Origin of the sequence: Acidovorax sp. Root217 (assembly GCF_001428645.1) — a bacterium.
Lineage (GTDB): Bacteria > Pseudomonadota > Gammaproteobacteria > Burkholderiales > Burkholderiaceae_C > Acidovorax.
The window spans coordinates 279299-292511 of record NZ_LMIH01000041.1 but is presented as its reverse complement, the minus strand read 5'-3'; the positions used below and the strand labels follow the sequence as shown (position 1 = coordinate 292511).

The 13213-nt window shown below is 67.8% G+C and carries 12 protein-coding genes; 5 read left to right on the top strand and 7 right to left on the bottom strand.

Features of this window, described 5'->3' with window-relative positions:
• Positions 1–17: 17 nt before the first annotated feature.
• From ASE31_RS27855 to ASE31_RS27825, 7 genes are all read right to left on the bottom strand, one after another.
• Complete coding sequence (locus ASE31_RS27855) at positions 18–485, bottom strand: hypothetical protein (protein WP_057205943.1); 468 nt, start codon at positions 483–485, stop codon at positions 18–20.
• A 106-nt stretch (positions 486–591) separates the two neighbouring features.
• Positions 592–870: a hypothetical protein gene (locus ASE31_RS27850; RefSeq protein ID WP_057206232.1), complete on the bottom strand. Its 279-nt coding sequence runs from the start codon at positions 868–870 to the stop codon at positions 592–594.
• Positions 871–893: 23 nt separating this feature from the next.
• Positions 894–1199 (bottom strand): hypothetical protein, encoded by a 306-nt coding sequence (locus ASE31_RS27845; RefSeq protein WP_057205941.1) that lies wholly within the window; start codon positions 1197–1199, stop codon positions 894–896.
• Between the two features lie 98 nt (positions 1200–1297).
• Positions 1298–2023: a GGDEF domain-containing protein gene (locus tag ASE31_RS27840; RefSeq protein WP_057205940.1), complete on the bottom strand. Its 726-nt coding sequence runs from the start codon at positions 2021–2023 to the stop codon at positions 1298–1300.
• 9 nt (positions 2024–2032) lie between these two features.
• Positions 2033–2422 carry a DUF1987 domain-containing protein gene (locus ASE31_RS27835; protein WP_057205938.1) on the bottom strand — a complete coding sequence of 130 codons (390 nt, stop codon included), beginning with the start codon at positions 2420–2422 and terminating at the stop codon, positions 2033–2035.
• Between the two features lie 8 nt (positions 2423–2430).
• Positions 2431–3690 carry a SpoIIE family protein phosphatase gene (locus tag ASE31_RS27830; protein ID WP_057205937.1) on the bottom strand — a complete coding sequence of 420 codons (1260 nt, stop codon included), beginning with the start codon at positions 3688–3690 and terminating at the stop codon, positions 2431–2433.
• A 93-nt stretch (positions 3691–3783) separates the two neighbouring features.
• A complete protein-coding gene (locus ASE31_RS27825; protein ID WP_057205935.1) occupies positions 3784–6114 on the bottom strand; it encodes an EAL domain-containing protein in 2331 nt (776 codons plus the stop codon).
• Positions 6115–6355: 241 nt separating this feature from the next.
• On the opposite strand from ASE31_RS27825, the gene ASE31_RS27820 reads away from it, so the two are divergent.
• From ASE31_RS27820 to ASE31_RS27800, 5 genes are all read left to right on the top strand, one after another.
• Positions 6356–7480, top strand: a complete 1125-nt coding sequence (locus ASE31_RS27820) for a hypothetical protein (protein ID WP_057205933.1) — start codon at positions 6356–6358, stop codon at positions 7478–7480.
• A 10-nt stretch (positions 7481–7490) separates the two neighbouring features.
• On the top strand, positions 7491–8726 hold the full coding sequence (locus ASE31_RS27815; RefSeq protein WP_057205931.1) for a toxic anion resistance protein: 1236 nt from the start codon (positions 7491–7493) through the stop codon (positions 8724–8726).
• On the top strand, positions 8723–10315 hold the full coding sequence (locus ASE31_RS27810; RefSeq protein WP_235514790.1) for a substrate-binding domain-containing protein: 1593 nt from the start codon (positions 8723–8725) through the stop codon (positions 10313–10315). The genes ASE31_RS27815 and ASE31_RS27810 overlap by 4 nt, the downstream gene beginning before the upstream one ends.
• A complete protein-coding gene (locus ASE31_RS27805) occupies positions 10315–10995 on the top strand; it encodes a hypothetical protein (RefSeq protein ID WP_057205930.1) in 681 nt (226 codons plus the stop codon). Before ASE31_RS27810 ends, ASE31_RS27805 begins: the two co-directional genes overlap by 1 nt.
• Positions 10996–11087: 92 nt before the next feature.
• Positions 11088–13208, top strand: coding sequence for a TonB-dependent receptor (locus ASE31_RS27800; RefSeq protein ID WP_057206229.1), 2121 nt, complete (start codon positions 11088–11090; stop codon positions 13206–13208).
• The last annotated feature ends 5 nt before the right edge of the window (positions 13209–13213 follow it).

Below are 13213 nucleotides of genomic sequence, written 5' to 3'. Positions count from 1 at the left end.
GGAACGCACCCCAACGCTCAGGCGTCTTCCGGAATCAGCCCCTTGCTGTTGAACGCGATCTGGCCGTACATCAGCTCATAGACCAGTTGCTTGATCTCGATCTGGTTGAACGGATCACCCTCCTTGAAACTGGCCTCCCACTCCCGCGTGCCCTCGTCGTTGAGCACCACCGCATCGGGGCGCAGGCGCACGGCAAAGATGGGCAACCGGGTTCCGGTAAGAGGATTGAGCGTGAGAAACAAGACCCGGCCCCACACCGCCTCGGCACCATCGCTGCAGATCAGCAGGTAAGGCGACGATTCACCCGAGGGCGTGGTGATCACCACGTCCTGCCCCACATCGGCCACGAAGAAGCCCACATCGGGCAAGCCGCTGGCCTGCTTGAGCGAGGCAAGAAACGCGGTATACGCCTGCCGGATTTCATGGCAATCGCGCGCCCTGCGCAAAGCTGTCTGGCTGTTGGAAGGCATCTTCTCTGTGAACATAGGCAATCTCCGGTAGATCACCGACCGTGGCAGGTGGGGAGGCTGCGGTCAAGAAAATTAAGACCATCGCAAAGGCGGCCATGGGCCGGCGCAAGAGAGTCGGGCTTCAGGCTTTGCGCCCCGGCACCATCTGGATGGTGGCCAGCCCCACCTGGCGGCGCGGTACCAGCCAGTGCACCCACAGGCCCCGCAGCCAGGCCAGGGTGAAGACCACCGCCAGCGCCAGCACACCCCAGTGCTGGGCCTGCCAGGCGATGTAGAAGGCAAATGGCTGCGCCATCAGCCCGGCCAGGCAGGCGAGACGGCGCGCCGGCTCATGGGCGGACTGGGACAGCCACACGGCAACGGCGCCGAGCACGGCGATGGCCCATTGATCGAGCGTCATGCCAGCGATCTCTGCGCCCGGCATCAGGCCAGGCGCACTTCGAAGTACGCGCCATCGACCTCGCCCAGGCCCTGGTAGCCGGCCTCGCGGGCGGCATTGGCCGCCTTCGTCCACTGGCCGGCCATGGCCAGGTCCTCGGCGCTGACATCGTTGCCGTCGGACTCTTCCAGTTGCATCACGGCACGCAGCGCATCGGCCACCACGTCGGGGCCGCCCAGCTTGCGCTCCAGCACACGCAGGTAGCGGGCCTCGGCAGCTGTGCGCTCCTTGGCCGGCAGTTCAGGGTAGTCGCGCAGGGCGACGCTGTAGGTGGTTTCGATGGTGTCCATGGGTGGCTCCTTCTAGATACTGTAAAAATATACAGTATTTCAAAGACAAATGCACCCATGGCGGGCCGGTGTGGCGGCAATGCACCACGCGCAGTGCCTCAGGCCACGGCCATGGCAGCGCGGGCCACCTGGTTGCGCCCAGCCCGCTTGGCCTGGTACAGGGCCTCGTCGGCACTGCCGTAGGCCGCGTCGAAGCTGCTGCCACGCTCGTGCCAGCTCACGCCAAAGCTGGCGGTCACACGGCTGCCGTCCGGCAGCTGGAAATCATGGGCCGCAATCGCCCGGCGCATGCCTTCGGCGGCGTGGCCGGCAGACTCGAGCGAGAGACCGGGCAGCAACGCCGTGAACTCCTCCCCGCCCACGCGCCCGATCTGGGCGATGGAGGGTGCCACGCCCTTGAGGCAATCCACCACGCCGCAGATCACCGTGTCGCCCACCGGATGGCCAAACGAATCGTTGACGCGCTTGAAATGGTCGATGTCGAGCACGATCAGCGCCAGGCTGTCGCTGGCGAGGTAGCGGTTGGAGCGCTCGATGATGGCCGCACGGTTGAGCACGCCGGTGAGCGGGTCGTGCGTGGCGCGGTACTCCAGTTGGCCGGTGAGGTCCTGCAGGCGCTGGTTGAGCTGGTTCATCTCCAGCTCGGCCCGGTCGCTGCGCCGCACCATGCGGCGCGTTTCGCGCAGCAGGCGCTCGTAGGAGGTCAGGAGCTCGCCCAGGGCATGGCGGTGCAGCCCCGGGGAGCCGGCCGCATCATCGAAGGCCAGGCGGGCCGCGAGCAAGGCACGGCTTTCGGCGTCGAACAGGTCAGGTGCTTCGGACATCGAAACCCGTCACGCCGATTTCACGGCGTGGTTGACGAACTGGATGGCCGTGAAGTCGTCCTTGAGCTCCTGGCCGAATTCGAAGATCGTGTCGTCCTCTTCATCGTGGAACCAGTTGAGCACCACCTGGTTACCCGCCTCGGCGGCATCGCTGAGCAGGCCGACCAGGTTGAACAGCATCTTGGTGCTGGAGCTGTTGAAATACGCCAAGGCAATGCTGACCTGGATCTTCTGGCCGCTGCGCGCGCCCAGATAGGCCTGCAGCTGGCGCAGGATGTCGCCATAGAACGCGGCGGCATTCTCGGGGTACGACTCGCCGCGCAGGCTGAGCGTGTTCTCGTCGAACTTGAAGTCCACTTCCGGCGAGCTGGGTGTGGGGGGTATGTAAAGGTTGTCCATCCGGGATTTCAGGGTGTGGGGCCGGGGGTGTGAACCTGGGCCCGAAAACAGAAGAAGGTCAGGTCATCGCGGCGCTGGTGGCTGCCTTGCCAATCCTGCAGCGCCTGCTGCATGGCGGCATTCAGTTGCGCGGGGGTCTGCTCGCGCTGGGCGACGATCACCTCCTGGATGCGGCGCTTGCCGAAGGTGATGGCCTTGGGGCCACCCACCTGGTCGATCAGGCCATCGGTGGTCACGAACACCAGGCTGCCAGGCGCCAGGGCCACCGTCTGGTTGGTCCAGGTGTGGTCGAAGTCACTGTCCACGTAGCCCACGCCCTTGCGCTCGCCGGCCACCACCTGCACCGCTTGCGCACCGGGGGCCAGCACGAAGAGCGAAAGGTTCGCGCCGGCAAAACGCAGCTCGCGCGTGGCAGGCTGGTACCAGAAGCAAGCGGCGTCCATGCCGTCGTCGGATCCCGGCGTGTCGTCCTGGCCGTCCATCTGGCCGAGCATCTGCTTGATGCTGCGGTTGACGCTGGAGAGCAGTTGCGCAGGATCGCGCGGCCCGTACTGCTCGATGGCCTTGCCCAGGGTGCTCGATGCGATCAGCGTCATGAAGGCGCCCGGCACGCCGTGGCCGGTGCAGTCGGCCACCATGGCGAACCAGCCGTCGGGCATGGCAGTGAACTGGTAGAAGTCGCCGCCCACCACGTCGCGCGGCTCCCATACCAGGTCGGCATCGGCCTGTGCCTGCACCAGGGCATCGCGCGATGCACGCAGCATGGAACGCTGGATCACGCTGGCGTACTCGATGCTGTGCATCACCTGGCGGTTGCGCGCGGCCTGCAGTTCGGCCACCACGCGCATCAGCTGCAGGCCATGGCCCACGCCGACGAAAGCGCCTTCGCGGGCGACGATGAAGCCGTCCGACAGCGCCTTCTCGCCGTATTCCACGGTCTTGAATGTCAGCTCCTCGATGCCCATCTCGGCGTCGACGATCAGCGGCGCCTTGTCCATGAAGGCGATGCAGTTCTTGCGCCCGTAGATTTCCCAGCGGTAGGGCTTGCTCATCTCGGACATGAAGATGTCGCGGTTGATCAGGCCAATGGGGCGCCCGCCCTCCACGACCGGCAGGCTGATCAGGTCCTTGTGTTCGCTGAAGATCTCCATGACCTTTTCATTGGTCTCTTCCACCGCCATAAAGGGCACCTCGGTGCACATGTCTCCAGCGCTGGGCTGGCGAAAACGCGGGCGGCAGTCGTGCAGATAGGCGGGGAGTTCGGACATGAAGAGGGTGACCCATGCGGCAGGGAATGACACCAGAGCTTACAAGTCGCATATTGCGATTGCGTGACAAAAAGCCCTGGCCTGGGCGCCATGTCATTCACCTGGCGCCATGCGCGGCACCAGGCGGCCATGCCCTGCCTGCCATCGGCCGGCCAGGGCACGGGCCGGCGCCACCGGCGTGGCGGAGCGCGGATCGCGGCGCACCAGTTGCTGCAGGTACTGTGTCAGCGGCATGGGCCTGGCAATGCCAAAGCCCTGCACATAGTCCACGCCGTAGGCCGCCAGCAGCGACCGCTGGGCCGGCGTCTCGACAAACTCGGCAATGGTCGTGAGCCCCATGGTGCGGGCCACGTCGCAGATGGCCAGCACGATGCGCTGATCGACCCGCGAGGAGAGCACGTCGCGCACGAAGCTGCCGTCGATCTTCACGAAATCGAGCGGCAGCGACTTGAGGTAGTCGAAGGTGGCGAGGCCCGTGCCGAAATCATCGAGCGAGGTGCGCGCCCCCATGGCGCGCAGGCTGGCCAGCAGGTCCACCGCGCGGCTGCGCTGCACGATGCCGGCGGTCTCCGTGACCTCGAAGCAGAACATTGCGGGGTCGAGCCCGCTGGTGGCCAGGCACTGGTCGATGTGGGCCAGCAGCCGCGGGTCCGACACCGACGAGCCCGACAGGTTGATGGCCACCTTGCCCAGGTCCCTGTGGGTGATGCCATGGGCCACGAGGGCCGCGAACACCTGCGTGATGACCCACCGGTCCACCTGGGGCATGAGCCCATAGCGTTCGGCCAGAGGCAGGAACTCCCCAGGCAGGTGGTTCGATCCATTGCCCGACGCCCAGCGCAGCAGCACCTCGACCCCCAGGTCGCCATCGTGGTCGCCGTGCGCCGAGCGGATGGGCTGGCAGGCCAGCCACAGGCCACTGGTCTCGGGGTTGCCAGCCGGCAGGCGCAGCGCGTCCTTGAGCGCCTCGACCTGCGAAAGCTGCCCTCGGCGGATGCGCATCAGGTGGCCCGGCGCCAAGTCACCGCCGTGCGCATGGCGCTCGCTCAATGCGGGATCGCCGTCCACCTCGCACAGCAGCATCAGTGCCGCCAGGATGTCGTCGCCCAGGGCCTGCCCCTCGTCCAGCGGCAGCAGCCCGAGCGCGGCCTGGATGCGCACACTGTGCTCGGCAAAGACATAGCGGCGCCCGTCGAGCGCGGCGCGCAGCTGCAGCAGCCGCGCGTCCACATCCCCCCCTGCCAAAGGCACGGCCACCACGAAGAACCCATCGCGTGGCCGCGCGTAGATGCAGCTGCGGCCCCACTGGTTGCGCAGATAGATCGACATGTCCTGCTCGATCTCGCGCGTGCGGCCCAGGCCGATCAGGCCCACCACATGCTCCAGGTTGTGCAGGCTGATGCCAATCAGGTACAGGGGACCCGGCCCCGCCGCCTGGAGGGCCTTGAGCAGGCCGCGCTCGTTGAGAAATCCCGTCAGGCCATCGTTGCTGGCGGCCTCGTGCAGGCTGCGCTCCATCTGCCGGCGATGCTCCATCGTCGCCGAGGCAAAGAAACTGAGCGCTGCCAGGCAGACCATGAGCACGGCCTGGTCCAGCACCGCCAGGTAGGGGCTTTGGCCGGCCACCAAAGGCGGCGCGAAGGCCAGCAGGGTCAGTGCCGAGAGCGCCGTGGTCAGGTGCACGAACAAGGGGCTGCCACGGTAGGCTGCCCAGGCCACCAGCAGAAAGACGATGTAGCGCGCCGACGGGCCCACGCCCATGCCTGCCAGGGAAGGGCCCCAGTGCGCAAGCGACATCACTGCCACCAGCCCAGCCAACCAGAAGGTCTGCCAGCGGGCCCAATGCAGCGGGCCTGCTCTCCAGCCGCCATCCAGGGCATGGGCGGCCAGCTCGGTCAGCCGGCAGAACAGCAGGATGCCGAACACCTCGGACATGCCCATGACCCCCGCCACGCGCAGGACACCGCCCGGCTGCTCGCCCGGCGTGAGCAAAAACTGCCAGCTGCCCAACGCCGTGAGGACCGCCGCCCCTGGCAGCACGGTCAGCGCGTGGAAGCGGATGGCTGTAGCGACCGGGTTGCGCTCGGCCTCGCTGCGCCGGTCACGCTGCACCAGCCACCACACCAGCGACACAGCGGCCACCAGGGCCACCACGCCGATCAGCGATTGCATCACGGGGATGCCATGCAGCGCATGCCACAAGGCCACCGCTGCCCCCAGGTACCACAGCATGCGCAGCCCATACGCCAGCACCAGCCCAATGGCGATGCCATCGGCCGGCCAGATGAGGCTCATGTCCAGGCTGCCAAACGCATAGGCCTGCGAGGCCTCGGCGACCAGCATCCACAGCAGTGCGCCCGCTAGGCCGCGCTTGTCGTCGAACGCCAGGGAATGGGAGGTTGCGGGAAAGGGTTGCGAAGGCATACGGGGCTTGCAGGAAGGAGCAACCTGCAAGTTGCCAGGTCACACGGCGGACCTACCCACCTTCGCAGGCCAATGTGACAGCAATGCGGCAAAGCCCGGTGTTTTCACGCAGTTCTTGCACCCTGGCACGCCCAGTTCGCACGCCCCAGGGCCTGCGCCCGCCACATCACTGCAATCAAACCGTCACAAATCCTCCCTAGCATCGTTGTCACAAACAACACGATCCAAGAGGCATCCACCGGTGGAAATCCGCAAGTTCGTCGCCCCGCTCCTCGCCGCCCTGTTGCTGGCCGGTGTCGCGGGGGGTATCTGGTTCTCCAACACCAGCGTGACCGGCGAACGCAATGCCCAGGAGGCTGCCCGCATCGAGCAGGCCCGGCAGGTCCAGGCGCGCGGCCTTATCGGCTCGGAGAAGGAGGCCTTCTTTGCCGACCCGCGCGTGCAGCAGGCCCTGGCCGCGCGCGGCATCACCGTGGTGATCGAGAAAGCCGGCTCGCGCGCCATTGCCGGACGCTACGACGCCAAGGCCTACGACTTCGGCTTTCCCTCCGGTGCACCCGCCGCCGCCCAGCTCAAGGCACAGGCCAAGGCCAGCGCGGTATTCACGCCCTTCTACACCCCCATGGTGCTGGCCAGTTGGCGCCCCATCGCCGACATCCTGGTGGCCAACGGCATCGCCGAGCGCCAGGGCGACATCTATTACCTGGTGGACCTGCCGGCCCTGATGGACCTGATCGAGAAGGGCAAGCGCTGGCGTGACCTCAAGGGCAGCCAGGCGTTCTCGACCAACAAGTCGCTGCTGATCAGCTCCACCGATGTGCGCACCTCCAACAGCGCTGCCATGTACCTGGCGCTGGCCAGCTACCTGGCCAACAACCAGCAGATCGTGCAGAGCCAGGCCGATGTGGAGCGGGTGCTGCCCACGGTGGCGCCGCTGTTCCTGCGCCAGGGTTTCCAGGAACAGTCCTCGTCCGGACCGTTCGAGGACTACCTGGCGCTGGGCATGGGCAAGGCACCGCTGCTCATGGCCTACGAGTCGCAGATGGTGGAGTTCTGGCTCAAGCACCCGAACAAGATCAAGAGCGACATGATGCTCATGTACCCCAAGCCGACGGTATTTTCCAAACACGTGCTGGTGCCCTACACGCCCGCCGGCGCGCGCGTGGGCGACGCGCTGGAGAACGACCCCGCCCTGCGCACACTGGCCAATGAGTATGGCTTTCGCACCGGTGGCGATACGCGCGGACCCGAAACCTGGGCCCAGCGCGGCATCGCGGTGCCCGAGGTGCTCGTCGACGTGATTGATCCGCCCAGCCATGAGTGGCTGGAGCGAATGATCGAGGCCATCGAAACCCGCTTCAAGTAAGGACTGCCTCATGACCAACACCATCTCCAGGCCCGATCCCCTGCAACCGCCCACCGCAACCGCAGCAGCGCAGGCCTTCGTGCTGGAGCCCCCTGCGCCGGTCGCGGCCGTGCCCATCGAATCGGCCAGCGGGCGCGTGCGCCTGAAACCCGAGGACGTGCAGGCCCTGGACACCCAGGTGCGCCGGTTCATCGACGACATCACGGTGAACGACAGCCAGCACCCCAAGTTCAAGGAAGCCGTGGAGCGCATCCATTCCATGGGCAACAAGGACATCGAGGCCTCGGCCAGCGTGTCCAACCGCATGCTGGAGCGGCCCGTGCAGTCCATGCAGAACGGCCTGTTCGGCAAGGGCACGGAGATCGGCCAGGGCCTGATCGACCTGCGCCACCAGATCGAGGAGCTCGACCCCTCGCGCCAGGGCGACCTTTTCTCGGTGCGCAAGCTGCTCGGCATCATCCCCATGGGCAGCAAGCTGGTGGCGTACTTCGACCGTTACCAGTCCTCGCAGGCGCATCTGAACGCGATCATCGAGACCCTCAAGCGCGGCAAGGACGAGTTGATGCGCGACAACGCCGCCATCGACCAGGAAAAGCAGAACCTGTGGTCGCTGATGGAGCGGCTCGAAAAGTACATCCACATCGGCAAGAAGCTCGACACCGAGCTGCAGGCCAAGGCCTACTCGCTGGACGCCGCAGACCCCGAGAAGGCCCGCGTGGTGCGCGAGGAGATGCTGTTCTACACGCGCCAGAAGGTCACCGACCTGCTCACGCAGATGAGCGTGAACATCCAGGGCTACCTGGCACTGGACATGATCCGCAAGAACAACCTGGAGCTGATGAAGGGCGTGGACCGCGCGACCACGACCACCATCTCGGCGCTGCGCACGGCGGTGATCGTGGCCCAGGCCCTGGCCAACCAGAAGCTGGTGCTCGACCAGATCAGCGCACTCAACACCACCACCGGCAACCTGATCGCATCCACCAGCGAGATGCTGCGCGACCAGAGCGCGGCCATCCACCAGCAGGCGGCCTCGGGCACCATCGACATCGCCAAGCTGCAGCAGGCCTTCCAGAACATCTACCAGACCATGGACACGATCGCCGACTTCAAGCTCAAGGCGCTGGACTCGATGCAGACCACGGTGAACACGCTGACCAGCGAAATCGACAAGTCGCGCGCCTACCTGGAACGTGCACGCGGCACGGCCGAGGCGGCCAGCGCCAGCACCGAGGTCCGGCTGTGAGCAGCCTGCGCCGCGCCTGGCGGCAGTTGGCGAGAGCCACCGGGCTGGCGCTGTGCATGGCCCTGGTCGCCTGTGGCCAGCGCGAAGAGGCCGCACCGGCCAGCCCGGCCACAGGGCAGCAGGCGACGTTCAGTGTGCTCGCTGGCTCGGAGATCAAGGACATCGAACCCGCGCTGCTCAAGGCGGCAGCCGACGCCAACGTGCGCCTGCAGCTGTCCTACGCAGGCACGCTGGACATCGTGGAGCGCATCAACGCCGGAGAGCAGTTCGACGCCATCCTGCCGCCCAACGGCGCCTACCCGGCCCTGGCCCTTGCGGCCAAACCGCTGGCGCGCGAAAAGCTCTTTTACTCGCGCGTGGCTCTGGGCGTCAAGACGGCCAACGCCGCCGCGCTGGGCTGGGACAGGCAGGCCCCAACCTGGACCGACATCGCCAAAGCCGCAGGCGCCGGGAGCCTGCGCTACGCCATGACCAACCCGACGAGCTCCAACACCGGCATGAGCGCGCTGTTCGCGGTGGCCTCGGCCGTGGCCGGCAAGACCGAGGACCTGGACATCGCCGAGGTCAACACCCAGGTGCTGACCGCCTTCCTGTCGGGCCAGAAGCTCACGGCCGGCAGCTCGGGCTGGTTGGCCGAGGCCTTCTTGAAGGACCCCTCGGCGCTGGACGGCATGGTCAACTACGAGGCCGTGATCCTGCGCACCAACGAGAAGCTGGCCGCAGTAGACAGGCTCGCCCTCGTCTACCCCAAGGACGGCGTGATCTCCGCCGACTACCCGCTGATGCTGCTGCGCCCCGAGCAGCGCGGGGCCTATGACCGCCTGGTGGCCGCCCTCAAGGCGCCTGCGCTGCAGCGCCAACTGGCTGCCGATGCCTTCCTGCGCCCCACGGCGCCGGACATCGCCCTGCCCGCCAGCCTGCCCAGCGATGCGGTGGCGGAGCTGAGCTTTCCCAACCGGCTGGAAGTGATCGACGCAGTGCTCTCGGCCTACCAGGGCGAATGGCGCCGGCCCGCCACCTCGATATTCGTGCTGGACACCAGCGGATCGATGCAGGGCCCGCGCATCGACGCCATGCGCGAGGCCCTGAAGGTGCTGGCCGGGGGGCAGGCAAGCACGGCCAGCGCGCGCTATGCGCGCTTTCAAAGCCGCGAGCGGGTGGTGCTGCTGTCGTTCTCCGACACCGTGGGCGATCCGGTGCGGGTCAACTTCGAGCGCGCCTCGCTGGCAGGCAGCCAGGCCCAGGTCACCGCCTATGCCGATGCGTTGAGCGCCTCGGGTGGCACCGGCATCTATGCCGCCCTGCTGCAGGCCCAGGCCCTGGCCGCCAAAGAGCGCGCCAGCGACCCCGAGCGCTACGTGAGCATCGTGCTGCTCACCGACGGCGTGAACACCGATGGCCCGAACCTCGACGCCTTCCGCAACCGCATGGCCGGCAGCGGGAAGGCAACGCGCGTCTTCCCCATCCTGTTCGGCGAAGCCAGCAACGCGGACATGGGGGCCCTGGCACAGCTCACGGGCGGGCGCGTGTTCGACGGGCGCAAGGCGGCGCTGGCGCTCGTCTTCAAGGAGATCCGGGGCTACCAGTGATGCCGGCCGCTTCCTCCACCGGCAAGGCCGCGCAGGGCCGCCGCCCGCTCAAGCTGCGGCTGCTGCTCACTCTGTACAGCAACGGCAACATCGCCGGCTGCGCGCTGGCGCTGCTCGGGCCGGTGCTGCTGTTCGCGGGCGTCATCGGACCTGGCTGGCTGTTCATTACCGCCGGGCTCTATGCGGGGGGCTGGCTGCTGGGCTGGGCCGGCGGCCAAGCGCCACAGATCGAGCGCCGCATCGAGGACACGCTCACAATCGAAGAGACGCTGGCCCGGCTGGACACCCTGGCCGCAGGCGTTGCGCCGCACCTCACGGCCGACATGAACGGCCACTTGCGCAGTGTGCGCACCTCCGTCGCCGAGGTGCTGCCGCGGCTGCTGGGCGAGCGCAGCCACCACGACGCCAACCTGTTCACCGTGCGCGAGACGGTGCTGCGCTACCTGCCCGAGACACTGGCCAACTACGTGGCCCTGCCGCCCGCGTTTCGCACCACCCATGTGCTCACGGACGGCAAGACCGCGCGCCAGATCCTGGCCGACCAGTTGGCGCTGCTCGACGGCAAGATGCGCGAGATCGTGGCCAACGTCGCGGGCGCCGATGCACAGGCGCTGCTGGCCAACGGCAAGTTCCTGGAGATGAAGTTCCAGCAGCCGGACTTCCTGGCGGGCATGGCCTGATAGCTGGATCGGAGCGGTCAAAAGGACATTGGCTGACAGGCCGCGCAGGCATCCTGCGCTACGCTGGCCGCGCCACTCCCTCCATGCCGCCCATGCCCCCTGCCCTCGCCCACCCCCGCCTTCCTGCCAAGCGCCGCGCACAGGCGCTCTCCACGGCATTCGCGGCGCTGGCCAGCCTGGCTCCTTGCGCAGCCGTGGCGCAGGCCAGCGAAGGCGGCACCCTGGCGCCCGTCGAAGTGCAGGGCAGCGCCCAGGCCCAGCGGCGCTTTGACAGCGCGGCCAGCCATACCAGCGTGCAGGTCGATGGCTTCACTGCGGCCACGCCACTGGTCAACCTGTCGGAGCTGCTGGCAGGCCAGGCCGGCGTGGTGGCACTGGACCGGCAGAACTACGCACAGGACCTGCAGATCGCCGTGCGCGGCTTCGGCGCCCGCTCCACCTTCGGCGTGCGCGGCGTGCGCATCCTGGTGGACGGCATCCCCGCCACCATGCCCGACGGCCAGGGCCAGGCGGCCACGGCGCAATTGCAGTCCGCCGCGCAGGTGGATGTGCTGCGCGGCCCGCTGGCCCAGCTCTATGGCAATGCGGCTGGCGGCGTGCTGCAGGTGACCACGCGCGAGCCGCGCGAGGGCGGCGCAGCGCAGGCCTCCATCGCGGCAGGCTCGTTCGGCCACCGCCTGGCGGATGTGTCGTTCGACTTCGGCGACCGCACGCTGGGGGGCTTGCTGGACGTATCGCGTTTCGAGACCGACGGCTGGCGCGCGCACAGCGCCGCGCGGCGCACCCACCTCAACGGCAAGCTGGTGGCGCGCCCCGATGCGGACACGAAGATCACCGCCCTGATCAACCTCTACGACCAGCCCGGTGCGCAGGACCCACTGGGCCTGACCCGCGCGCAGTTCAACGCCAATCCGCGCCAGGCACCCGAGGTGGCCGGCACCTTCGGCACGCGCAAATCAGTGGCGCAGAACCAGTGGGGCCTGGTGCTGGAGCGGCAACTGGGCGCGGCCGACAGCGTGCGCGCACGCGCCTATGGGGGCAAGCGCTCGCTCACCCAGTACCTCGCGTTCAGCGGCGCAGCCGAGAACAGCGCCGGCGGCGTGGTGGACCTGGACCGCGACTACCACGGCCTGAGCCTGGCCTGGACGCACAGCGCCAGAATGCCCTCGGGCCTGCCGCTGACCTGGACCGTGGGCATCGATGCCGACCGGCTATCGGAGCAACGCCAGGGCCTGGTCAACCAGAACGGTACACCGGGCGCCCTGCGGCGCAACGAGCGCGACCGGGCTGGCAACACCGACCTGTTCGCGCAGGTGGACGCATGGATCACGCCCACCTGGCGCGCCGTGGCCGGCCTGCGCAGCAGTCGCGTGGACATGCGCGTGAGCGACCACTTCATCACCCCGACCAACCCCGACGACAGCGGTGCCCGCACCTGGCGCCAGACCAGCCCGGTGCTGGGCGTGGTGTGGAGCGCCAGCGACCAGCTCAACCTGTATGCCAACCTGGGCCGGGGCTTCGAGACCCCGACCCTGGCCGAGATGGCTTACAGCCGGGACAACACCGGGCCCAACTTCGGCCTGGCCGCCTCGCGCAGCCGGCAGATGGAGATCGGCGCCAAGTGGCAGGGAGCAGTGCACCAGGTGCAGGCCGCCTGGTTCGACGCGCGCAGCCGCAGCGAGATCGTGCCCGCCGCCACGGTGAACGGCCGCACCATCTTTCAGAACGCCGACAACGTGCGTCGGCGCGGGCTGGAGCTGGCCTGGAGCGCGCAGGCCGGCGCCTGGAAGCCGCGTGCCGCCTACAGCTATCTGGATGCGTTCTTTGGCGATGCCTACACCGGCGCAGGGGGCGCCCGCGTGGCCGCCGGCAACCGCCTGCCCGGCACCGCGCGCCATGTGGCGCAATTGGCGCTGGACTACACGCCCAGCGCCGCCTGGCAACTGGGCGCCACGCTGGACGTGTCCGGCAAGGTGTTTGCGAACGATGTGAACAGCGAAGCCGCACCCGGCTTTGCGGTAGTGGGCCTGCGCGCCGGGTACACCTTCGGCAAGGCCACCGCGAGCCCGCGCTGGCAGGCCTGGGCGCGCCTGGACAACCTGCTGGACCGGCGCTACGCCGGCTCGCTCATCGTGAACGACGGCAATGGCCGCTTTTTCGAGCCCGCAGCCGGCCGGCGAATCATGGTCGGACTCCGGGCCCAGTTCCTGTAACTGCC